Raw genomic sequence first — 24,026 nt, 5'->3', positions numbered from 1 at the left:
TTCCTGGCCCATCAAACATATCACTCTTCTCTCTCGGAGAAGCGGAACATGGAATGCCTGAGCTCGTTGGTCTGGTCGTAGCGCTTTCCGCCCCAGTACAGGCGGCCCTGGATCTCACACTTAGGTCCAGGTGTGACGTCCTTCATTATGTAGCTCAGGAATTCCTCGAACCCCGTTCTGTCAACGATGTAGCCGATGTGCTCCTTGCTCTCCACCGCGTCTCTATCCAGATACTCGTCGAGATACGCGTACACGTTGGTGATGATCTTCTTCACCGTGTCGTGGTCCGCCCACTTCATGAAGTCCTCTGCCATCCTCGGGTTCTTCTTGCCCGTGCGGCCCAGCAGGACGACCCTGAAGTACTGCTCCTTGCTGCGAGTCCAGGCCCTGGTAGGGCAGTAGTTGATACAGACGCCGCAGCCGATGCACTTGTTGGTATCTCTCTCGATCTTGCCATTCACCACCTTGAGGGCTCCTACCGAACGCTTCTTGCAGTACTTCACGCACTGCCCGCAGCTGACGCACCGGTCCTTGTTGTACTGCGGCTCGGTCTGGCCGATGATGCCGAAGTCGTTGAGGCGGGTGTGTGCGCAGTCGTTTGAGCATCCTGTAAAGGCTATTTTAACATGGTGGTCGTTAGGATAGATAGCCTTGTCGATCTCCTGGGCGAAGGCCTTGGTGTCGTAGCACCCGAAAGGACAGAGCTGTTTTCCCGGACACGCCACAACGTTTCTGGTCCCGGACGCCGGATATCCGCCGTCGTACTCTTCCTGGTTTACACCGCGGTTCTCGATGATCAGCTGGAGCAGCTTGTTCACCTCTTCCACGTCGGCCAGGTCGATACCGGGGATCTCAAAGCCCTGGCGGTTAGTGATATTCACCGTGCCCTTGCCGTATTTCCTGGCGATGTCCACCACCCTCTGCAGGGAGTCGACATCTATTTCGCCGCCCGGACACCTCACTCTCGAAGCCGTCTCGCCTCTGACCTTGGAATAGCGGTAGGCATTCTTCTTCAGCTTCTTCATATTGAAATCGAGATTTGTCTTGTTCATACTGCCACCTCCGCTAGTCGACCAGTGTCTTGTGCTCGGAGAACCTGAACACCGGCCCGTCGATGCAGACGTACTTGTCGTTGATACGGCAGTGTCCGCACTTTCCTATGCCGCAGCTCATCCTTCTGGAATCCGAGATCCAGACGTTCTCTTCCTTGAGGCCGCGCTTCATGAGCTCTATCATGGAGAACTTTATCATCGGCGGCGGTCCCACTACGATCACCTTGCAAGTGTCGAGATCCTTGATCGGAACATCAGGAATATACTTCGTGACCATCCCCACCGGACCGTCGTAATCGTCCGGAGCGCCGTCCACCGTCAGCACGACGTCGATCTTGTCTTTCCACTCGGCGAAGTCCTTGCGGAACATGATCTCTCCCGGGTTCTTGAACCCGGCGATGAGGTGGCAGTCCTCCGGGTGGTCTCCCTTGCAAAGATACTGCACCACGCCCCTGATAGGCGACACGGCGGTGCCTCCAGCCACGATCACGATCTCGTTCCTGGCGTATTCCTCCACGTCGAATCCGTTGCCGTACGGTCCGCGGATGAACATCATGTCTCCCGGCTCGCAGTGCTCAAAAAGGTAGTCAGTCACCTTTCCCACCTTTCTTATGGAAAGGTCCACGAAGTCGTCTCCTATTCCGCTGACGGAGATAGGACATTCCCCCACCTTAGGGATCGACACCTGGAAAAACTGTCCCGGCTTCACGTCTCCGACGTAGGTGAAGCGGAATGTCCAGTCGTTAGGAGTGTGCTTCACGATCTCCTGGATCCTGGACGGCACCGGTCTGTATTCGTTGTTATCTCTCATCGCCATCAGCCTCCAGTTCTTTTACTCTCGCATTCAGCTTGTTCACGCAGTTGGAAAAAGAGATGTACTCAGGGCACACTGTATCGCAGCGGCCGCATCCAACGCACATGTCGTAGCCAAAGCGCTTCCTGAAATCGTATACCTTGTGGAGCACCTTGAAGCGCATCCTCTCTCCGTTTTTCTTGCGGAACTGGAGCCCGCCGGCAACGTCGGTGTATCCGTCCACCATGCAGGAGGCGTTCACCCTGCGGCGCTCGCCCACCTTTCCGTTGTCCGTGTAGAAAAGGTCCTGGATGGTGAAGCAGGTGCAGGTAGGACAGACGAAGTTACAGCGTCCGCAGTTTATGCAGCGCTTCGTGTACTCATCCCACATGCCGTCTGTGAAGATCTCCGAAGGCACCTCTTCAGGGCGCTCCACTCGGAACTCCGCCTCCGTCACGTACCTCGGGGCGACCTCTCCCTGAGACTCCGCAGCCTTCTCAAAGACCGGAACGAGGTCCTCGTCCTTCACGTCCGAGTAGATCTTACCGTCTATCTGGTCGATGGAAAAGATGTAGTCATCCGTGCGGTTGCTCCCCATGTCCACGCAGAAGCTGTTGGCGCAGGCCTCCCCACATCCGATGAGCGCGAACTTCACTTTGTCCTTCCGCCTCTCGTAGAACCAGTCGTCGTTAGGACCGTTCCCGGTGTAGATCTGATCCAGGCGCCTGAGGCCGTGGATGTCGCAGCTCCTGGCGAGGACTATCACCGGACGGTCATCGAATCCGGCTTCCTTGATCTCGTCCTCCGTAAAGAAGAACATCGTCTCCGAGAGGGGCATCAGGATCTCCTTGAAGGAATAATCCGAGCGCTCGTCCAGCTCGATCTGATCCAATGTGTCCACGAAGTCGTAGCGGATGACATCGGTATCAGTGAATCTGCCCTCGCCGGTCTTTCTGACCGGAGCGTAGATCCGGTAATTCTCCCTCAGGCCCTCCATGACTTTATCAAAGCCATCTGTGTCAAATACAAAGCCCATGTTTCCTCCGTTCACTGACAAAATGCATGACGATACTGCTGTATTTTTAACAATTATATCAACGGTATTTCCTTGTTTCTGTAACATATGTCACGAAATTGTTTTCTTTATCATGAGGTTGCGCAGTATTGCAAAATGTCGTATCATTTCAGCTGACACACTTTCGCTCCTCGTCATTTTCTGGCTCATGAAAAAGCAAGAGGCATCTGTATCCTTGTGATCTCGAAAAATCGAGAAATACTAAGAATACAGATGCCTCTTTTTCAGCGTCTGCCCCGCGATCGTGCGACAGGCGCAGAGCATTTTTCAGTGACAAGGCTTGCCTCGACGGCTGACCTCAACTGCGGCTACTTCCTTACTACGCTGATCCTCTGCTGAATGTGATCGCCCTTTTCGATCTCATCCACCATGGCTACGGCGAAATCTGCGTAGGAGATGACTGACTCGCCTCTGTCGTTCAGCGTCAGCTCCTCTCCCGCCAGGATGTACTCCCCTGTTCTCTCTCCATCTGCCTGGAAGTCAGCGGCCGGGCTGATATAAGTCCACCTTACGTCACTCCTCTTCCTGAGCTCGTCGAGCGCCTTTGCCATTGCTGTTGCCAGAGGCTTGAACGCATCAGGAAAATCAGGGCCGTCAGCGACCTGCGCGGTGTGCTCCGGATCCACGTACAGGCTGCCTGCTCCTCCTACCACCAGGAGCCTTGTCTCAGTTCCCGAGAGAATGTCGCACAGATGTGCCAGCGACGTGCTGTGCTGCGGCAGCGTCTCCTCGGTCCAGGCGCCGAAGGCGTCGACAACGGCATCGAAGTCCTTCAGATCTTCTGCTGTCAGATCAAAAAGATCCTTCTTGATCACCTTATCCGCTACCGTGCGATTTTCAGATCTCACCACTGCTGTGACGTCGAAGCCTCTCTCTGCCGCTTCCTTGACGATGAGTCTTCCTTCTTTTCCATTTGCTGCTACTACTGCTATCTTCATTTTGGTCCCTCCTGTATTTTTCTGTGGGTCAGGTATACGTTCTGTCGCTTGATGTAAGTTTATTGATTACATCTATAATTTAGCATCGTTCTGTTGTAATGTCAATAGTTACATTTATATTTTTTTTGCAAAAAAAAAAGCGTCCCCTGACCGAGACGCTTCTTGTCTGGATATCGCAGAGCTATCTGTAACGATCGTAGCGCGACACTATTATTTTACGATCACCTTTGGAATTATCTCTACCGCCTTCTTTACAGCCTTGCCACCTTAAACGGCCTCCTCGATCATCACATACTCACTCATTTTCATCCACTACAGTCCCGCTCAGAAACGAGACCATCTTTTCCGAGAAGAACACCGTAATTACTGCTTTAATATGATGGACAGGATCTTCTGCCAACTCCTTTACGCGGCCTGTTACCGGCACTTTCCCCTTATAGTTAAAAGAATACACCTCCCAGTCACCTGTCTCAAAACAGCTATCCACCGCCTCGCAAAACTCCGGATCCAGCTCCCTCTGAAACTGGATCTCGATCTCATCTCCAACTTTCCCTGGGAGCAGCTCGAGAAGCTGCATCGCCTCAAAGAAGCTCAAGGAAGCTTTACGCCTCGGGCTCTCGCCATGAGCTCATCCTCCAGTATCCTGTCAAGCATCGCAAGATCAAGCAGATGAATGAGATGATCCTCCTCCAGAATGGGTATAAATTCACCTGGCTGAACTACCGTTCCATCCTTTTTTATCCACCGTGCCAGCGACTCCAGTGCAGCTGTTTCCTTCTACAAAACGTGCCACCGGGAAACGCCCCCGATGACATACTCATTATATATGATTTCTTCGGATGCGGAGCTCAAATCTGATATCTGGTACCCTGCCTTTTACCAGAGACAGTCGCAGGTGATCCCACCGCCAGTTGCATCGCTTCGGAGGCAGGCAAAAACAAAAAAAACGGACGGCAAACTGCCGTCTCACGAAATCGCTAAAGGGGTCAATTCCTCGATCTGTCATTTTTTCTTCCAAGGGGGCATCTCATCTGCAGCTTTAGAGTTATACACCGGTTTCATAACGTCTATCACTTCCACCGTGTCACTGATCACATCTATGATATCATCAAGAGATTTGTAGGCCATAGGCGCCTCGTCCAGTGTTGCCTCGTTGACAGATGTTGTGTAGATCCCCTCCATGGACTCTCTGTATTCATCCATGCTGATGGCTTTTTTCGCCTGGGTCCTGGACATCAGCCGCCCGGCACCATGAGGAGCGGAATAGTTCCATTCCGGGTCGCCCTTTCCCACAGCCACCACCGAACCGTCCCTCATGTTGATGGGGATCAGCACCTTTTCTCCTGCATGGGCTGCTATCGCCCCCTTCCTGAGGATCATCTTGTGGGTATCTATATAGTTGTGAACGGTGTGAAATGCCTCCACCGGACTCATGCCAGTCCTGTCGAGAATGATCTCTCCCATTCTCTCCCTGCTGCGGCGGGCAAAGCGCTGGCAGATCTCCACATCGTTGAGATAGTCCTCCAGAAAGGAGCCATAAAGCCAACACAGATCAGAAGGAACATCAGGATCCTTTTCAGCATATTTCTTATTCAGCTCATTCAGAGCTCCCTGTATCTCAGAGCGTCTTCCTGCGGCCTTGTAGCTGCTGATGATCTGATCTCTCTTCCTGAAAAGCTCTTCTTTTCCCTGATGAAGGTCTACGGCCAGCCGCTGGTAGATCTCCGCCACCTGCTTCCCCAGATTACGGCTGCCGGAGTGTATCACAAGGCAGTACGTCCCGTCGGATGCCCTGTCGATCTCGATAAAGTGATTTCCTCCTCCAAGGGTCCCAAGGGACCTTTCCAGTCGCCTGGTATCCCGGAGAGAGCGGTAACAGCGCAGCCCTGTTAAGTCGAAACGCTCCATTCTTCCCTGCCAGACATTCATACCGGACGGAATGCAGTGGCATGCCTCGTCCACCTTCTCCAGATCCAGACTGGTGTCCTCAAGCCTAATCGTATACATTCCGCAGCCTATATCCACGCCTACTATATTCGGGCACACCTTGTCGGTTACAGTCATGGTAGTACCTATCGTACAGCCTTTCCCCGCATGGACGTCCGGCATTATCCTGACACGACTCCCCTCTGTCAGTTCGTAGTCGCACATCCTGCGTATCTGCTGGACGGCGCCATCCTCGACGACACTGGCGTAGCAACGGGCCGTGCCGACCTTTCCTTTTATCTCAAACATGTTATTATCCTTTCGTTGCCTTTAAAAGTGCCTCTCCAGAACGCTCCACCGAGCACCTGAGTGCTGGATGGCCTGGAGGGCTCAGGCGGCTATGGCCGAATAACGTGGGTTGTTTAGTGTCTCCATCATAAACTCATATGGCGAAATATTTCCTCCAGCCACCATATCGAAGAGCCTCGGGGTCGTCCCGGATACCAGGGTCACACCCTGCTCATTCTTGGATACGGGCTGCTGGCGGTTTCTGCTGGCAACGTTCCAGAACACTATCTCCGGAAGCTTGTAGCCAGCTTCCGCAAATCTCCGCTTTGCGTTCTGGAAATTCGTCTCTGAGGCATTTTCCACGCAGCAGTTGAATTCCATATCCGATATTATGATGAGTCTCGACGGCAGCTCCTTCTGGCTGACGTGGTTTTTTACAGCCGCATCCAGGATCAGCTGGAACACCGCCTCAAGGTCGGTGTCCGCCACCGTGTTGAACGACGCAGCATAGCGGAGCCGATCCGCAAAGGTCTCGCCTTTCAGCATTATGAGCTGCGGTCTGGCTGAGAACTCGATAAAGCAATCCCTGAAAATCCCCTCGTTGTGCTCCGCAAAACAGAGGCCCAGTGACAGCGCCACAGCTGCGGGAAGAGGCCTGCTTTCAAAGTACATGGAACCGGATGTGTCGATGATGGCCAGAGCATTTTCATCTCCCCCAAAATCTGGCATAGCGGCCCACGTGGCATTGAGCGCAGCAGCCTCCTCCGGGCTTATGTCACGCATAAATGAATGGGCGTCTTTTCCTCTACTGTAGACATCATCTGAAAGATATGGTGCCACCAGCTCATACGGAGCGACATTGCCGGCGTGCAGTCCGGCCTCGCCGCTTTCTACTTGTTCGAGAAAGTTCATGTAGCGATTGCCGTCGTTTCTCAAAAAGGCCTTTCTGTATTTGAACATGGCTCTCGAAGGCTGCTTTGAATAATCGAATGAATAGTCCTTTTCCCGTAGGTGGTTCTCGATGATGTCTATCTGCCTGCGCAGCCTGGTCAGCGACTTCCTGTATGCTGCGTCGCTCATGCCCATGTATCTTGCGATCTTCCTGGCTTTCATGACGGTCTCCATGCTGGATGCATTCACAGATGGAAGCCATTTCCCCAGAAGAGAGACTCTCCCGCCTTTTCCAAGGCAGTCCATATCCTTTTCGAAAAGCCTTCTTATGAGCTCCAGCACGTCCTTTTCGCAAGGCGTGCCAAACAGAGCAAGCAGGTCGTCATACCTGCCGTATTCCGGGATGCGTTCCAGATTTCTCCTGACGGTTTCCGGTTTGTTTTTTCCGAGCCAGTTGAGGATGATCCTGAACACCCGGCGCTCCCCGAGGCCACCCCTGATGTCTCTGGCAAAAAAAACAGTCTTCATTGCCAGGTCAGGGTCTTCGGCATAGGCCCGGAAAAACCGCAGGATGATCTCTTCATCCGGTTCACGGCGAAGGGCGCCGATGGTGGCAAACAGATCCAGACACCAGGAACCAGTTGTTCCGTTTGAAACTGCGCCATTCTCTGTAAAAGCTATGTTCGCTTCCTGTTGGAGGTTGTCCAGCATTTCCCTTCTCCTTTCCCGTGATGTTCTCTTTACAAGGCACATTTAGTACTGTTGGCAGTCTGGACCCGCATCATGCAGATCCTCCGCCGGATTTTCCTGATCTATACCTGGTTGCTGTTAGTGCCTTTCCTGTGTTTTGCTCACGGTGACAGTATAGTGCCGGCGGCACGTTCAATCACGGAAAAAAAGTTGCGAGCTTTCACTGCCCGCAACTTTTATGGTCTATCTGGTCTATGGATCTCTGATCTGCCAGTCTCTGTTTTATCAGGTCCACGAAGTGCTGTGGAGTCGTGACCCGTATCAGCGGTCCAAAGGATAATATTCTTATCACCAGTTCGGTCTCGTCCTCTTTGTCGTAATGGATGGTCACACTGTAGTGCTTGTCATCCAGCTTTTCAGCAGACTTTTCGAAATGTGCGAAGTGAAGGAGCACCCTCTCCAGCGCCTTCCTCTCGTCCACCAGCTGGAAAGTCACAGTCCTGGACCTGACGGCACGATCTTTTCCAGAAAAAGCCCCTGTTTTTTCCTCAGACGCCCTGCAGCTTACGATTCGCCCGAGGTTCAGGGTGCTCCCGAAGCGGCCACACGCTCCCCTGAGGCGGAACTTGTCGTCCTTTTCCGAGTACTCCAGGCACCGCGGCAGGACGGTCTGTTTGATCATCCGGCCTCTTCCGCTGAGACTCTCGATATCCAGCAGATACTTTTTCCGTATGGCGTCCAGAATGAGCCTGAAATTCGCAATGTAAGTCTCATCTGTGTAATCGTCTCCGTCGGTGAACCTGTCGAAAACAATCACGTCCTCCGGCAGGAACAGCGGCTCCACGCCGTCGAAGTCCGGGCCGAGGTCAATTTCCCCGAAAAGCTTTATTCTGGGGTCGCAGGCCACCGATTTAAGCCAGCGCTTTTCCATGGTCGTGAGAGGCATTGAGGGCTGGTGTTTCAGGACCGCTGTCCCGTCCGGGCGTAGCAGCGGCCACCGTTCTTCCTTCAGAGCTGTCGGAATAGACAAGATGCTCTCACCAAAGGCGTATTTTTCCACAATTATCCTGATATCTTCCTGGGATACCGGACGGGTGACCGCCTCTCTGAGCACATTCGCAACGGTGACGTAATACGCGCTGTACAGCTCGCTGAAAAACATCTAATTGCCTCCTTCCAGGCCGTACAAGGCATACATCTCCCGGATGTCCTGCCAGAACTGCTCCTCCAGCCTGCTGTCAGAGAAATGTATGTCAGTGATCCTGCAGATGAAGGTCCTGATCCACGGGATCATTTCCCAGGCGTCAAAAACGTCTGCCGTAAACCTGCTTGTGTTTTCATCTATGTGCTCCACGGTGCCGCAGCGCTTCTCCCGCTCCAGCCGTTCCCTGATGTACTGCTCGTCATCTGCGTATCTTATTGTGAATTCCACGCGCTCCATCCTCTGATTCGAGCGGCTCCGGGTGCTGACGCCCCAGAGATGTGGGCGCATGCCCTCGAAGGTACACTGCAGCTCATCGTAGTTTTCGCAGATCTCCCCGTGACTGACCGAAAGGATGTTGTCAGCCCTGAAGGGCGTGATCTTTTGGTGTGCTGGCACGTAGGCCATCAGGTACTGCCGTCCGCTCTGTACACTTATCATTATCCTGAGGGGGATGACACGTGTCTCCGAAGTCCGATCACTGTCCCTGTTGACGGTCTCCAGCGCAACGCCTCTCCTCTCCCGTATTGCGGAAAAAAGTTCGTACAGCACCTGGCTGTCCAGGGTCCCCGTAATGTAATGGTGCTTAAAGGCGAAGTGCTGACCAGACTCCTCACGGTCTTCCCGATCTTCCTGCCTCACTTGCCCTGACTGCCCGTCCAGGATGAAGGAACCTATCACTCCGCAGGGCATCACCTCCGAGAAATAATTCAATACGTCCACGCAAGGCACCGGCACGTCATCTGCACGGCTGTAGTATGCAGTCCTCCCCCTTTTCTCCACATTCACCAGCCCTTCGGCTGCGTATTCGTTGAGCTTCTTCCGGACCGTTGAGACATCAAACACCCTCGGTTCTTTAAACTGCGCAAGGTATCCGTCCAGAGAATTCATTATCTCCTTAATGGAAAAAATTTTTCCGAGAGTTGAAAGGATATCGAAAAGGAGAAAGTGCAATGTGATGTCACCATCTGTAAAACTTTTCGCCTTCCATGCTTTATACATCGGGTTGTGGGCAGCGCGACGGCTGTCGATGGAGATGAACGCTATCCTGCCATCCGGCGCCTGCCGGAACTGCATGTAGTCCCCAAGCCAGCTCTCGATCCTGCGCCGTTCATCGTCATAAGACCGGGAGCTTTTCTCTGTGTACTCGCTGCGGCTCCTGAAGCCATATACGTAGAAGCTGCGCATGTATTGGCGGATCTTATTGAAGTTTTTAACCACTTCACTGTATGCCATGTTTTTCTATATGGAATAGAATTTCTGTTTAGAACTTTTCGGCTTTTCAGGTAATGATCTTGCCAGTTCAATGCTTGACGGATCACCCAGTTTGCCAAATTATTTTACGATTTGCCAAGCATTTCAAGTGATTTACCAAATATTTTAAGTGATTTGCCAAGTTTTCTTAAAGTTTGGCAAATTCAACTTCAACTTGCCAACTTACTAAGATCTCATTTCAATTTCTTTATTATCCCCATGGCGACACACGCCTGCAAAGACATCTTCTTCTTTCCCCGTCCGCCAAAGTCGATATCCGCCCTGCCGTCCTTGTCAATGCTGACTATCCGGCCAGTACCGAAACTCCTGTGGCTTACCAGGGAACCGGCCTCGAAGCCCTCCGCTTCCTTTCTGTCCGCCTCACTGATCCGGATGGGACCATTTCTCCTGATCCCAAGCGCCTGATCCGGAAAAGGCGTTTCCACGTCTCCGTATTTCATCATCACCAGCGTGTCCATCGCTCTGGTGACGGCAACATAGAAGATCCGCCGCTCCTCCTCTTCATCGTTTTCTCCGGAAGGCAGTATCCCCTGCACGGCGTCCATTATGATCACCTTCGGGTACTCCAGCCCCTTGCTGCCGTGGACCGTGCTGAGGACCACATTCCCGCCGCCGGTCCCATGCCCGCCGTCCATAGCCTCAGACATCCTGCGGAGCTTCTGAAAAAATTCCGGAATGCTTTCTCCCTCTTCTGCCAGGGCCTGCATTATAAAAAGCTTTTCGCTCGAAGCGTTCCTGTAGGACATGGCGTTCCTCAGACAGCGCAGCGCGAACCTCGCGTCGTTCCTCTGCCTGATGGTCCTGAACTGGTCCTGGAGCACCCTGAGGTCCTCCCTGGCGCTCTTACCTAGAGCGGGCGAAGCCGCGAGAGCATCGAGATACGGGTCATCGCCCGACCAGCCGGGAGCTTCCACCGCATGGGCCATTGCCTTCTTGGATATCTTCACACCGAATTTGTAGTATATCTTCCACAGGATGTCACGCCTCAGCGGGTCGAGGGCAAAGGTGAGGATGTCAGAGGCCTCCGTCACGATCCTGTTGGAAAAAAATCCGGCATCCTGCCCCCTCAGTTCATATGGGATGCCGGCTCTCTCAAGGCGAAGGATCAGGGGCAGCGCGCTGGAGTTATCTCTGTAGAGGATCGCTGTTTTCTCGTCACTTTCTCCGATGAGCCTGATGATCTCATCGTACTGGTCCTCCCTCCTGCGAACGGCCACGGCCCTGCAGGCTCCCGCTTCGGTCCGGGCGGCGACCATGTTTTTTTCATAGCGGTTCCTGTTGTGCACGATGACCCTTGAGGCTGCTTCCACGATCTCCTTCCCCGACCTGTAGTTTGTCTGGAGCCGGTGGATCTCCGCCTCCGGCCAGGTTCCGCGGAAATCGAGGAGCGCCTGTGGAAAAGCGGCCCTGAAGCCGTAGATGCTCTGGTCTTCGTCTCCCACCATGAAGATGTTCCCGCGGCCTCCGGCGAGAGTCCGGATGATCTGGTGCTGGAGCTTCGACGTGTCCTGTGCCTCGTCGACCATAAGCCACCGGAACCTGCTGCGATACCGGTCCAGCACCCGCGAAAACCGCGGATCCCTTAATATCTGCGCAGCAAAGACGATCTGGTCGTCGTAATCCATGAGCTTGCGGCTTTTCAGGGTCCTGCTGTATTCCCGGTAAACGTCCCAGTCGCCGCTGTCGATGAGCCTGTCGGACTTGATATCCTTTTCCGTGAGGCCCATGTTCTTGATGTACGTGATCTTCTGGGAAGCGTCCCGTATGTCGCTGTCCGACGTGTATTCACCGCTGTTCTTTCTCAGTATGGCGGCGATGGCGGCCCGCCGGTCCGGCTCGGATATCAGGTCCGGCATCGCCCTGTGGTATATCCTGGCGTAAGACAGGCATATCCTGAGGCACAGCCCGTTTATCGTGGAAAAGGTCACTCCGCTCACATCGCCATGTCCCGACGATGCGTTCGGCTCCTGCTCGTCCTGATGCATCTGGAAAAACCTGTTTTTCATGTCCGCCGCTGCCGCATTGGTGAAGGTTATCACCAGGATGCCGCGGGGGTCTATATTCTCATCTCTTATCATGTGGATCAGCCTTGCGATCAGGGTCGTGGTCTTACCGCTTCCGGGCACCGCAAGGAGCAGCTGAGGGCCGCTCACATTTTCCACCGCCTCCAGCTGCTCGTCTGACAATTGAACGTTTTTGAAATCGATGCTTCTGATCAGCTCCTTCTTCTTCATGATGTTTAGTATATAGCATTTATCTACCCGCGTGGAGGAATTGAAGTTATTCTGTTTGCCTGTTTGAGCAGATCGATATTAGTTTCCTTGCCTCGATTCTGCAAATAGGTTGAATTTAACCTATTCAAAGTCTACAATAGTGGAAAAGGAGGTTTATCAAATGAATATCAACACTGACAATCTTATTTCCATCACTGAGGCAAATCAGAATTTTTCTAAAGTTGCGCGTATGGTAGACGAAAAAGGCCCTGTGGTGATACTGAAGAACAATTCACCGCGGTATATTCTTATCGATTTTGATGATGCAGAAAGTGAACAAGTTGCCAGCAATGAAGATGTTCTCGATATCTCAAAACGGATCATCGCCAAAAACAGAACTGCATATGAGGTGCTCGCCAAATGATCGTACTGACAAAAGAACAAGTCGTTGCTTTACATACGCAAATCATCACTGAAACGGGAGGCGAAACAGGCATTCGCGATGACGGATTGCTGGATTCTGCACTTCACGCTCCATTCCAATCATATGCAAACAAATACATGTATCCATCGATTCAGCAAAAGGCCGCGCGCCTCGGATTCGGCCTGGTAACAAATCACGCTTTTATTGACGGGAACAAACGTATTGGAGCTCATGCAATGCTGGTATTCCTGGCATTAAATGGCATCGAACTAGAATACTCACAGGATGAATTAGTCAATATTTTCCTCAATATTGCTACAGGCAAATCGTCACTAAACGACCTTTTGCATTGGATCATCGACCATCAGATCTAAAGGAATTACACCCTCTCCTAGATTCTTTCCGCCAATGCGTAAGCTCCCCTCACCGCCTCCAGCACTCTTCCTCCGCTGAAGCTGTCTCCGGTGTTGTATATCTCGGGAGCCGCATTGCACTTCACCAGGGCCTCGTACAGGCTGTCGTCTGCCCTGCCTCCCATAGCGAGAACTGCCAGGTCCGCTTCAAGCTCCTCACTCCTCATGCTCTTTCCTATTTTCGGTGCCAATGGGTTGAGGACGTTCTCCGGCAGGATCGGCTGCCACGTGTTGTACGGATCCGGAACGTTCTTATCGGTATTCACCTCAATATTGACGGTGCTCTCTCCGAAGCTCTTAACGCAGGTCGAGTTATAAACACGAATACCGCTCTTCTTCATGTAGTAGAGGAGGTATCCGCGGTTCGCCGTGCAGACGCCCTTCATGAGTTCTGGCATCATCTCGACGACCACGACATCACAGCCTTTCTCTGTCCTGAGCCAGTATGCGGTCTCGCATCCCGTTGACCCGCCGCCTATCACTACGACCTTTGACGCATCCCCAAGCAGCTCCGGACGGGCCAGGAGCTCCGGGGCCTGCACGGTCCTGATCTTTTCAATGCCCTCTATATGCGGCGAAGTCTCCTTAGTTCCCGATGCGGTGACGATAGCGTCAAAGCCACCCGAGGCAAGGCCCTCGGCAGTCGCGTACTCCCTTATCCACCTGATCTGCCCCCGACTGACCGCCTTTTCCACGCGGTGCTGCAGGTAGATAACATAGTTTTCCACGTCGAACTTTATCTTAGGGACCGAAGCAGCCAGGAGTTTTCCTCCTATCTTTCCAGGCTCGTACAGAGTCACCTCGTGACCTCTCTCCGCAGCTGTGAGAGCGAACACAACTCCCGCAGGGCCTCCGCCAACGACGGCCACTTTTTTCCTGACATGTGCCTGCGACGGATGCGCGGGCTTCACGTCTTCAAATCCCGTGACCGGATCCACCGCACACTGTGGATGGCCTCCGTTCACGAATTCGTTGATACAGCCCTCCTGGCAGCCTATGCAGGGACGGATCTCGTCGACTCTGCCTGAGTAGGCCTTAAGAGGCCAGTCCGGATCCGCCAGCAGCGGCCTGCCGAGCATCACCATGTCGCACTTCTCCTCACGAAGGGCTTTTTCGGCGACATCAGGGTAGCCAAGCTTCCCCACAGCGACCACAGGTACCCTGATGCCTGCGTTTGACTTGATCCCATTTTCATCAAAGTGATCCCTGACGATCCGTGACACCTCAAGATAGCAGCCCGCCGGCATTCCTGAAGGCGGATGCGGCAGCCACCAGTTGTCATAGCAGCCGAGATCCACATCGAACACATCCACTCCTGCCTTCACCAGGTTCGCCATGTATTCAAGTGTCTGCTCCGGCATGCGCTCCTTCCCGAACTTCCGAAGCGCCTTCGTCTTCTCCATTTCACTGCCGTACGTCTCCCGCAGAGCCAGGGACAGGTCTATCCTGTACATCACGGGATAACGGTCTCCCACACGATCCCGTATCTCCCTGACCAGATCGATGCCGAACTCCTGCCAGTCGCTGTAGCGCCCGGTCTTCCTCCTGTTGAACGCAGGATTGGTCAGCTGCTCGAGGAGATACCCCTCGTGTCCGTGAAGATATACACCGTCGATGCCGCACGCCTTTGCATCGGCCGCGGCCTGTCCGGTGTTCTTTATGATCTTCTTGAGGGCGTGATCCGAAAGAGGCCTGCACGGGATCTCCGGCATATAGTAGTTCGGATTCCACGAGGCCGATACCGGAAGTTTTTTCAGGGTCATCAGGCACTGCGGATTTCCGACCCTGCCCATGCCTGGCGTAAGCTGGATGAAGATCCGGCTTCCGTACGCGTGTACTCCCTGAGCCAGGTCTCTCCATCCCGCCAGCACCGTCCTGCTCCTGTCGATGCGAGGAAAATACGACAGGCCCTCCGGTTCAGTCACTGACGGGTCGACCCCGTGGCTCACAGGTATGAGGCCCGTGGTCAGCAGCCCGGCGCCTCCCTTCGCCCTTGCAAAGAAGTACTGCAGCATCTTGTCATTCGGCCTTCCTGTCTCGTCGCACATGTTGAGATTCCCCATGGGCGCCATGACGATCCTGTTTTTGATCTTGAGCCTGTTGATCATCACAGGCGAAAAGAGTTTTTCATATGGATAGAGCTCTGCGGTCATCCTGCCGGACGATCCTCCCCGCCAATCCTCCTCCGCGAACCAGCTGCCGTACCCATCCACCAGCTCCTGCACGATTTTCTTATCATCTCTGTCTGACATCGTCGTCACCACTTTCTTGCTGTACCAGTCGTTATGCGCCGGTCGCCAGCGCCGCATCAAAGCTCCTTCAGGACCTTTTCCACGTCAAAAAAGTCGCCCCACCTGTAAAAAGGCTTTTTCGCCTTTGCCAGGTGCTCCGCCAGGACGTCCCGGGCAAACACCGTATCAGCGGCCATTGCCATTATTATGTCTGTGTACCCGTCTCCGATGCATATGCTCTGTCCGAAGTCGTAACGCTTCATGACAGCTGTCTTGTTCATTAGCTCACGATCGCTCCTGTACTCCGGAAGCAGCCTGATATACCCGTCAACGCAATCCGAATCTATGCTGTACACATCCAGTATCTTCTCTCTGTATGGCTCGAGGATCTCCTCCACATAGGATCTCAGACCTCCGGAAATGATCACCACCGGTATCCCCATGGCTCCTGCTGTGTCGAGGAACGCATCGAATCCGGGACGGAGCTCAACGCTGCGCACATACTCCATGATATCCTCCATGCGGCTGTACGGTATGGTGGAGAAAGCATATGTCAGAAGCTCCGGCAGCCCTATCCGGCCCGCCCTGAACTCCGCCTCTCCTTTGGCGTACTCCCCGGGATCCGTGAACCTCCTGAGTATCCCCTCCAGGGTCTCCTCAGACGTGACCGTCCCGTCGAAGTCTACGAACAAGATCTTTTCGTACATAGCATTTTCCCTCATAGTGTTTTCCCTGCCCTTTCTGAAAAAAGTGCGGGAGCCTCGGCTCCCGCACTGCCGGTCGCAGCTCGTTGCTATTCCATGAGGTCGAAGTTCTTCTTGATGTCAGGGTTCAGCATCTGCGCCATCTTGAGAAGCTCGTCGTGGCCCTCTGCTGCCTGCTCCTTAGCGTACTGAACGAGATCGATGCCCTTAACTGCCGCATCGATGGCCTGGCGCATGGACTTAGCTCCTGCGCGGCTCCCTTCCGGATGACCGTGAACGGCACCGCCTGCAGCCAGGATTATATCTGTTCCGCAGACGTCGATAGCGTTCTTTACTATCAGCTGTGTTGTTCCTCCGGAGACCGCATACATCATAGGCTTGATGTTCCACCATGGCTGGGTGAACGCCCTGAAGCTCCTTGCAAACATCTTGTAAGGAATAGGGAATTTGCCCCACGGATGGCCGTTGATCTCGAAGTCTCCGCCGCAGAGACGGGTTATCTTTCCCATGAGAAGTGCCGGGTTCACGCCTACATATGTGCCTGCCACGGTGGCTCCCACATAATCTGAATGCGCCAGGATAGGGACGTTTATCTCAGGATCGTCCGCCAGCATCTTGAGCGCAGCCTGTCCTGCCGTGTATGCGTTCACCATGATGCAATTTGCACCCAGATCTATCGCCCTCTTCGCGTTGTCCTTCAGCTTGTCGATGCTGTCTGTGATGTTTACTGCATACAGAGTATGCTCGCCGGTCTCCTCGAAGGCCCTCTTTTCCATGGCCATGAACTTCTTGACACGCTCTTCCAGCGGGCAGAAATCTTCGTTTGCAGGCATCAGCTCGTCGTCCTTGATGATGTCCACCCCTCCGCAGGCGGCTTCATAGAAAAGCTCTGCACCCTCGTCAGGGGTCCATCCGATATTAGGTTTTATCATGGCGTTCAGCAGCGGCCTGTCTGGAACACCAAGAACCTCTCTCATACCTTCGACGCCGAACTTAGGGCCCTGGAACTTCTCAACGTATTTGCGCGGGAACGCAACGTCGATCCACTTTACCATTCCTGATGCCGAAATATTACCGAACACAGTGCTGAGCATCATCGGGATGCTTGTGCCGATGTTGCGGATAGGGAAAGCCACCTGGATGATGTAGATCGGAGGAAGGTCTTCCACCACGTCGTTTCCGGTGTCGGGTACCTCGTAGATAGACACTACCTTGGCTCCGAATTTCTTCTTTTTGTCGGCCGTCTCATGGCTGACCTTTATCCATGTTCCCGTGGTCTGCTCATCGGCCAGAGCCATGGCCAGCCTCTCAACATTTCCTGTCTTCACTCTCGCCTGATAAGTTGCGATGATGTAATCCTCATCGAATGCCACCTCTGGGAATGCGTGGGACATGTTCACATCTTCGAGCTTTCTGATCATTTCTAACCTCCTTATAATAAATCTGTTTTTCTTCGGCTGCTCTTCTATTCAACTTCTATGTTGCTGAACACCTCATCGAAGGCGTCGAGTGTGGCCTTCAATGTCTCGTCGTTATCCGCCATGCTGGTGTAGATGCGGCTCCCCGCCAGAGTTATCACGCCGTTTGCCGTCATCGCCGCACCAAATGCCTTGATGTTGGCATATCTCTCAGGCAGCTTCTTCATGATGTCCGGATCCTGTACGGACAGATACATCACGCCAGAGACCTCGAAATGGATGATCGATCCGAAATTCCACGCCACGAACGGCAGATGATAGCGGTCGATCAGCTTCTGAATACCCTGGGTGAGCTTGTCGCCCTGCTCGCCCGCGATCTTCGCAGCATCCTTTTCTACGATCTCCTTTATCGCATAATACCCCGTCGCGCACGTCAGCGGATTGGCTGAAAGTGTGCCTCCTACGTAGGCCTTTGCTGCCCCTCCCGCAACTCCTGCGGCGATGCTGTCCATGATGTCGGCTCTTCCTCCGACGCCTCCTGCCATCGGGAATCCTCCGCTGACGATCTTTCCGAACACGGTCAGATCCGGTCTTACGTTCAGGTAGCCCTGTGCTCCGCCAGGGCCGGCGCGGAACGCCGTCACGACTTCGTCGAAGATCAGGAGGGCTCCGAACTCGTCACACAGCTGGCGGACCTTTGCGCAGAAGTCTCTGTGAGCGACCCTCGTGCCACATTCCGGCCCGAAAGGCTCAAGCAGGACTGCCGCCGTGCCTCCGTTGTTTTCATTCTCCTCCAGGATCTTCCGCAGGGAGTCGATATTGCCCGGATAAAACTCCTGTGTGTGTGCCGTGCACTCCTTCGGAATCCCGTGGGCCTCGAACCTGCCGGTATACGGTATATGCAAACTGTATACCAGCTGATCGCTCCACCCGTGATACGCGCCTCCTTCTTTTACTATGTTTGCCTTCCCCGTGAAAGTACGCGCTATTCTGATGGCCACCATGTCCGATTCGGTGCCGCTGGCGAGGCTCCTGTAGCGCTCCACCCACGGCATGTTCTCGTGGATGATCTTCGCCAGCTTCATCTCGTATTCATTGAAGAGGCCGATCACCGCACCGTTCTCCTTCAGGACCTTCTCCGCTGCCTCGTTGATACCGGGGTAATTGCTCCCCAGCATGGTCGGCCCTCCTGCCTGGAGGTAATCAACATAGCGGTTCCCGTCCACGTCGTACAGATATGCTCCCTCGGCCTTCTCCATGGCGAGCGGGAACGGATAGTTGAAAGCGAGATTGTGCTGCACGCCTCCCGGAATGTATTCCTTTGCCTCCTCGATCATCTGCTTCGACCGGGCGCACTTTTCATCGAAGTATGCCAGGTACCTCTTCATGGCTTCCGGCTTTATGTGCAGCAGCGGCGCATCCACCAGTTTCTGCATCTTTGAAGCGACATGATCCGCGTCAGGCCAGTGAGAAAGCGCGTAGTGCTCCAGCTTTCCTGTGTTCTCCTTCATCGATCTCCACCTCCATTTCAACAGACTTAAAGCTATTGGCCATCGGCCATATCATTGACTTTTTCCTTATTCAGTTTTGATTCGCGTATAAATGCCAGTCTCAAGATGGACACGGCTGTCAGACAGAGCATGAGCAGCATTATCAGCATGTGCCTGTCCCCGAAAAGAGACGCTATACCGATGAGTATTACGCCTCCGATGTTTCCAGTGAGCATCATCATACCCTCGCTGGTTCCTTCGCTGGTCGGATACGCCTCCTCAGCCGCAAGGGTCAGGAGCACCGGTGCACTTCCTATGGTGAAAAAACCGTATATGCACCCTGCGACGATCATCCCCGAAATGCCTCTTAGCACGAGGAACATGGCGAACCCTATCATTCCAACAATGTTGACTGCCACGATATACTTAAGCCTCCTGTGGAGGGTATCCCTGTCAGACATCATGGAGATCACCAGGCTTCCGACGATCCCAACTATGAGGATCACCACGCCGATGACTCCCGACTGGGTGCTGCCCACCGTACCTCCAGACATGGTGTGCATGAGCGGCTCTATCATGGTGAACACCGTATTGAAGATCCCGAAGAGCAGAAAAAACGAGAGAAGGCATCCGCGGAAGTTTTTCTTTTTGAAAGCGCCTCTCAGGCCCTCGCGAAAGTCCAGTCTCTCCGCGTCCGTTGCGGAGCAAGGCGGCGTAGGCGGCTTTTCCCTCGCAAAGGCGATGAACAATACCGCCGACACTGCCGAGGCGGCGCCGTACAGAAGCAATATGCTTCTGATGCCCATCCCGTGCTCGTACAGGAGGGGCGTCACGATCAGCCCCACGGACATTCCTACGTAGTTCGCCAGCAGGCCCGCACCATTCGCCGTGGCCCTCTCGCTCTCCGGGAACCACTTTCCTGCCACCAGGCCGGGAGCGTTCATAATGAACGGCTGGGCTACGGCGAATCCTATGGTCATGGCCAGCACCACCCTGTAGGAGTTTCCACCGATGCCACGTATCACTCCGCAGACGCCCATTACGGCTGCCCCGAAGCTCACGGCTTTTTTGAATCCCCATTTTTCAAAGGCGGCAAATGCCGGTACTGACAGTGCCACCATGCCGATCATGAATATCACCGACAAAAGGCTTATGGCCCTCTCTCCGCTGTCTGCCGACGCGAACCCGAAATACTTCCACGCTGCAGTGGTAATGGAGAAAAACGTTGCCCACAGCAGCTGGATCATGGCGCTGATCAGAAGGAACACGGTCAGTACCACCCATCTGTACGGATATACCTTGTATCCCCTTTCTTCGTTGTCGTTGCCATCCATCATTCTATTCCCCCGCCGCTCCGGGCTCCTGCCCGTTCAGCGTCTGATAGGCTTTTTTGTTAGCCTTATATAGTTCCTTGAATACCGGGAAAATGCGGTCATATACTCTTATATTCGCCTCATCCGGCTCGAATCTGTCCCGGATCTTTATTATTTCCCGGACATCCTGTATGCTGTCCAGCATACCGAAGGCCACAGCAAGGACTGCAGCTGCCCCGGCCGTACCGGACTGTTCCGGGACTTCAGGCACCTCGATAGTGCGTTTCGTAACGTCTGCCATGATCTGTCCCACGACAGGTGTTCTCGCGATACCTCCGACGAATCGTAGAGCAGGGTTGGTCTTCACGTTGCGTTCGCTGGTCTCCAGAAGCCACCGCATGTGCATGGCCACGCCTTCTACCACAGCCCGGATGAGGTCGCTCGAATGGCAGTTCACATCTACGTTGAAGAAAACACCTCTCGAAAGGGGATCCTCAAACGGGCATCTGTTACCATGCATCCACGGTGAGAACACCACATTGTGGCTTCCCGCCGGAGCCCTTTCCACTGCGTCGAACATCTCTCTGTATGAGTCGAATGGCGTCCCCTGAAGTCTCTCCTTTGCCCATTCAAGACATTTTCCAGCTGTCTCACAGTCTGCTGTATAAAGCAGCGTCCTGGGATCCGCACAAACGACACTTCCGATGCCCGAAGCTACGTCCACCGTCATCTTGTCCACTGTGGTGCACACCCATCCCGATGTTCCTCCGCATATGGACACATCTCCAGGGCGGACGGCTCCTGCACCGACCTGACACAAGCTGATATCAGTTCCACCGGACACTACAGCCGTGCCTGGTTCCAGTCCCAGCTCTTTTGCCGGACCTTCCAGGAGTTCCCCTACCACCGCCGTAGAATCACAGACCTCCGGCAGATGGTCCATGTTTACACCGGTCATTCTGCAAAGCTCCCGGCTCCACTCTTTTTTCTTGTAGTCATAGAGAAATGTCATATAGGCATCATCACGACTGGCCATCAGTTTGCCTGTGGCTCTGAATATCAGATACTCCTTTGTGTCTATCCATTTATAAGTACACGAAAAAATCTCCGGTTCGTTTTCCTTGACCCAGAGATATCGCCAGACAGAATCCTTTGCGCTGGTGGAGGCCAGCCCTGTGATCCTCAGAAACGTCAGTAGTCTCTTCGCATTGAGGCCTTCCACCTTCACTCCTGAGCCCATTATCCGGCCGAACTGGGCTGTGGCTCTGGTGTCCATTATGTTCATCGCCGGCCTCAGGGCATTCCCATGCTCGTCCACCATGACCAGGGTGCCCACCTGTGAGCAGAAGGAAATACCCTTGACCTCAGAGGCTGGTACGCCCGACTTCTCCAGGACCTCATTAGTCCCACTGCACATGGCGCGCCACCAGTCTTTCGGGTCCTGCTCAGTCCCTCCGTTCGGGAGGATGGTAAGCTTGTAGTGGCCTACAGCATCCGCAACAAGGCGGATACCCTCTTCCGAGGATATTTCAAACATTGCCGTCTTGAAGCCCGTGGTGCCGACATCGTAAGTGATAACCTTCATAGAGATCACCGCCTCCCAGCTTGATCACACTGTCTCATATTATTTTGTTGTTATCCGACCATCTCTGTCATCGCAGCCGGCGCCCAGGCCTCATTCGCCCCTGCCTGGTGCCGCTCTGCACCGTCTCACTGCCCTTCAAAAAATTTTATACTCGAGTAAAATTTGTTTGTAATAATTATACTTGAGTAAAATTGTTTGTCAATACGTACAAAACAGCAACCCGCCCCTCATTCCATCCGCGGGATGCCGGACCAGTCCGCAAACCGATTGCATTTTTTTCACCTGATACGCTATAATGGCCGGGTATGAGAAACGAAACACTGTCAAAAAGAGAAGAAAATAAGATCAATAACCGTGAGCAGATCCTGAAGGCCTCCCGGCGGCTGTTCACATCAAAAGGGTATGAACAGACCACCATGGAGGACATCGCCGGCAGGGTGGGGCTGACGAAGGCCACCGTTTACAATTATTTTCCGAACAAGGAGAGCCTGCTCATCGGGACCTGCGAGGACGTGCTGGAAGCCGGCGAGGCCCAGCTGGTGGCTGACTCCGACGGGCTCAGCACCGTGGACTGCCTCAGCAGGACCCTGGCTGTTTTCGTCTGCGCCTCGGCAAAATACCCGGACCTGGCGCGCCGCATAACCTACATGAACGCCCGTACCGACAGCGAACTCTACGACACCGGCAGGCGGATGTCCGAGATCCTCGTGCGGATCGTGGAGCGCGGCCAGGAAAAGGGCGAGCTGAACAAAAAAATAGACCCGTCAGAAATCGCAGACGCTCTGATCGGGCTTTATTTCGTGTCGCAGTTTTTGTGGCCTGACACCCCTCAGGACGGGATGGACGACCTGGAAAAAGAGGTCTCCCGCCGCGTTGCAGACCTGCTCGAGGGGTACAGGGGCTGATCATGCTCCTTCTGCCTTTTGTTTATCTCTTCGGCTGCGATGAAAGAGCTTTTATTCCCTGAAAAATTCTATCGCCAGGTCGGCCACCTTATCGGGGCAAGCCGGGTCGTCGCTGAGCGAATGGCCCTGTCCTTCAAAGACCGTGATCGGCAGATGGTATTTTTCTGCAAATTGTCTTGCGAACTGAACAGGAACGACCTGGTCCTTTTCCCCGTGGACCATGGCTACCCTGGTATTTCCGTGGTCTGACTCTCCAAAATTCCCAAAGAGGTCATTCTCCGGAAGCATCATATCCTCGAACATGCCCCTAGGGACCTTGATCTGCTTTGTCCCGGGCATCCCAAGCATGAGATATCCCTTTTCGTCGAGCTCCTTCAAAGTCGCCGGATCAGGATCCGATCCAGGTGCACCGAGGAAAAGCCACGGCATTATCACGGCCCCGCTCCTCATCAGCAGGTGTGTGCCGACGTGGTCTCTCCTTTCAAGATAGAGTCCCGTCAGATATGCCCCGTAACTTGAAGCAAAGTAGAATATCTCCTTTTCCGGCCAGTTCGTCCGGACATATTTTTCCACGGCAGCCAGACTGTCCATGCAGTTCTCTATCCTGAACGGATCTTCCTTCGCCTCTTCCTCTCCGTGTCCCGGCTGATCATAAAGCACGACTCCGATCCCCGCCTCAGGCATCCTCCGGAGCAGGAGCTCCCCAGTGGGACATTCCTTGCTGCTGGTAAACCCGTGGACCATTATGACGACGGAATCCGCCTCCTCCGGCACCTCGCAGACCACCGGAACGATGTGGCCGTCTTGTTTTGATATTTTCGAACTATTCATTCAACCAACCTCCGCATAAAGCTACTTTCTTTTTCCAGGAAAAGCACGCTTCCCTTCTGCTAAAAAATCTTAGCACACCATTCGGAGCCATGCTATCTACGCAGAGTGGGAATTGAACCACTGCCTTTTAATATATAGCAGACAGGATGATTTCTTACCCATGTTAGATACTTACGTGACAGATACCTTCCAAGTACTGAAATTAATGATTTTCTTTGTCCAGCAGCTGTCTGGAAAAGAATCGTTCAACTGCAAAGGTCTTTCCGACCTGCCTTGCACCCTGCACGATCAGACATTCCAGGTTTCACACGATCCAATCGTATTTCCCGTTCTGTCTTAAGCCAACATTTTATTTATTCAATACGTTGCC

21 protein-coding genes are annotated in these 24,026 nt (G+C 53.6%); 3 read left to right on the top strand and 18 right to left on the bottom strand.

Annotated features, from left to right (window positions below; genetic code table 11):
• Window positions 1–20: 20 nt before the first annotated feature.
• The 11 genes from asrC to BQ7382_RS02185 form a co-directional block, all read right to left on the bottom strand.
• Window positions 21–1,052, bottom strand: a complete 1,032-nt coding sequence (gene asrC / locus BQ7382_RS02235; RefSeq protein WP_077390507.1) for a sulfite reductase subunit C — start codon at window positions 1,050–1,052, stop codon at window positions 21–23.
• A gap of 13 nt (window positions 1,053–1,065) precedes the next feature.
• On the bottom strand, window positions 1,066–1,863 hold the full coding sequence (gene asrB / locus BQ7382_RS02230) for an anaerobic sulfite reductase subunit AsrB (RefSeq protein ID WP_077390506.1): 798 nt from the start codon (window positions 1,861–1,863) through the stop codon (window positions 1,066–1,068).
• Window positions 1,853–2,881, bottom strand: coding sequence for an anaerobic sulfite reductase subunit AsrA (gene asrA, locus BQ7382_RS02225; protein ID WP_077390505.1), 1,029 nt, complete (start codon window positions 2,879–2,881; stop codon window positions 1,853–1,855). Before asrA ends, asrB begins: the two co-directional genes overlap by 11 nt.
• 347 nt (window positions 2,882–3,228) lie before the next feature.
• Entirely contained in the window at window positions 3,229–3,858 is a 630-nt protein-coding gene (locus BQ7382_RS02220; protein ID WP_077390504.1) for an NAD(P)-dependent oxidoreductase, read from the bottom strand.
• A gap of 295 nt (window positions 3,859–4,153) precedes the next feature.
• Window positions 4,154–4,453, bottom strand: a complete 300-nt coding sequence (locus BQ7382_RS02215; protein WP_077390503.1) for a hypothetical protein — start codon at window positions 4,451–4,453, stop codon at window positions 4,154–4,156.
• The gene (locus BQ7382_RS09810; RefSeq protein WP_077390660.1) at window positions 4,450–4,620 is read right to left on the bottom strand and encodes an EAL domain-containing protein; all 171 of its coding nucleotides are present in this window, start codon (window positions 4,618–4,620) and stop codon (window positions 4,450–4,452) included. The genes BQ7382_RS02215 and BQ7382_RS09810 overlap by 4 nt, the downstream gene beginning before the upstream one ends.
• 240 nt (window positions 4,621–4,860) lie before the next feature.
• Entirely contained in the window at window positions 4,861–6,093 is a 1,233-nt protein-coding gene (locus tag BQ7382_RS02205) for an RtcB family protein (RefSeq protein ID WP_077390502.1), read from the bottom strand.
• An 81-nt stretch (window positions 6,094–6,174) separates the two neighbouring features.
• Window positions 6,175–7,674, bottom strand: a complete 1,500-nt coding sequence (locus BQ7382_RS02200) for a DUF2828 family protein (protein ID WP_077390501.1) — start codon at window positions 7,672–7,674, stop codon at window positions 6,175–6,177.
• 199 nt (window positions 7,675–7,873) lie between these two features.
• Complete coding sequence (locus BQ7382_RS02195; protein ID WP_077390500.1) at window positions 7,874–8,815, bottom strand: WYL domain-containing protein; 942 nt, start codon at window positions 8,813–8,815, stop codon at window positions 7,874–7,876.
• The gene (locus tag BQ7382_RS02190; protein ID WP_077390499.1) at window positions 8,816–10,090 is read right to left on the bottom strand and encodes a WYL domain-containing protein; all 1,275 of its coding nucleotides are present in this window, start codon (window positions 10,088–10,090) and stop codon (window positions 8,816–8,818) included.
• Between the two features lie 212 nt (window positions 10,091–10,302).
• Entirely contained in the window at window positions 10,303–12,363 is a 2,061-nt protein-coding gene (locus BQ7382_RS02185) for an ATP-dependent helicase (RefSeq protein ID WP_077390498.1), read from the bottom strand.
• Between the two features lie 160 nt (window positions 12,364–12,523).
• Between BQ7382_RS02185 and BQ7382_RS02180 the strand changes: the two genes are divergently transcribed.
• On the top strand, window positions 12,524–12,766 hold the full coding sequence (locus tag BQ7382_RS02180) for a type II toxin-antitoxin system Phd/YefM family antitoxin (protein ID WP_077390497.1): 243 nt from the start codon (window positions 12,524–12,526) through the stop codon (window positions 12,764–12,766).
• Window positions 12,763–13,140: a type II toxin-antitoxin system death-on-curing family toxin gene (locus tag BQ7382_RS02175; RefSeq protein WP_077390496.1), complete on the top strand. Its 378-nt coding sequence runs from the start codon at window positions 12,763–12,765 to the stop codon at window positions 13,138–13,140. Before BQ7382_RS02180 ends, BQ7382_RS02175 begins: the two co-directional genes overlap by 4 nt.
• A 17-nt stretch (window positions 13,141–13,157) precedes the next feature.
• Here BQ7382_RS02175 and BQ7382_RS02170 read toward each other — a convergent pair whose 3' ends face one another.
• The 6 genes from BQ7382_RS02170 to BQ7382_RS02145 form a co-directional block, all read right to left on the bottom strand.
• Window positions 13,158–15,431 (bottom strand): oxidoreductase, encoded by a 2,274-nt coding sequence (locus BQ7382_RS02170; protein WP_205408157.1) that lies wholly within the window; start codon window positions 15,429–15,431, stop codon window positions 13,158–13,160.
• 56 nt (window positions 15,432–15,487) lie between these two features.
• A complete protein-coding gene (locus BQ7382_RS02165; RefSeq protein WP_159437199.1) occupies window positions 15,488–16,117 on the bottom strand; it encodes an HAD-IB family phosphatase in 630 nt (209 codons plus the stop codon).
• Between the two features lie 86 nt (window positions 16,118–16,203).
• Window positions 16,204–17,535 carry a RuBisCO large subunit C-terminal-like domain-containing protein gene (locus tag BQ7382_RS02160; RefSeq protein WP_077390494.1) on the bottom strand — a complete coding sequence of 444 codons (1,332 nt, stop codon included), beginning with the start codon at window positions 17,533–17,535 and terminating at the stop codon, window positions 16,204–16,206.
• 44 nt (window positions 17,536–17,579) lie between these two features.
• Entirely contained in the window at window positions 17,580–19,043 is a 1,464-nt protein-coding gene (locus BQ7382_RS02155; RefSeq protein ID WP_077390493.1) for an aspartate aminotransferase family protein, read from the bottom strand.
• Between the two features lie 32 nt (window positions 19,044–19,075).
• A complete protein-coding gene (locus tag BQ7382_RS02150) occupies window positions 19,076–20,359 on the bottom strand; it encodes an MFS transporter (RefSeq protein ID WP_077390492.1) in 1,284 nt (427 codons plus the stop codon).
• 1 nt (window position 20,360) lies between these two features.
• Window positions 20,361–21,920, bottom strand: a complete 1,560-nt coding sequence (locus tag BQ7382_RS02145) for a xylulokinase (RefSeq protein WP_235847916.1) — start codon at window positions 21,918–21,920, stop codon at window positions 20,361–20,363.
• A gap of 305 nt (window positions 21,921–22,225) precedes the next feature.
• Between BQ7382_RS02145 and BQ7382_RS02140 the strand changes: the two genes are divergently transcribed.
• Window positions 22,226–22,825: a TetR/AcrR family transcriptional regulator gene (locus BQ7382_RS02140; RefSeq protein ID WP_077390491.1), complete on the top strand. Its 600-nt coding sequence runs from the start codon at window positions 22,226–22,228 to the stop codon at window positions 22,823–22,825.
• A 51-nt stretch (window positions 22,826–22,876) separates the two neighbouring features.
• Here BQ7382_RS02140 and BQ7382_RS02135 read toward each other — a convergent pair whose 3' ends face one another.
• The gene (locus BQ7382_RS02135) at window positions 22,877–23,656 is read right to left on the bottom strand and encodes an alpha/beta hydrolase (protein WP_077390490.1); all 780 of its coding nucleotides are present in this window, start codon (window positions 23,654–23,656) and stop codon (window positions 22,877–22,879) included.
• Window positions 23,657–24,026: the final 370 nt, after the last annotated feature.

It is taken from the genome of Mobilibacterium timonense (assembly GCF_900155555.1).
Classification (GTDB): domain Bacteria; phylum Bacillota; class Clostridia; order Peptostreptococcales; family Anaerovoracaceae; genus Allobaileyella; species Allobaileyella timonense.
Note: the sequence above shows the minus strand (reverse complement) of the source record. Positions and strands in the feature narration are given on the sequence as shown.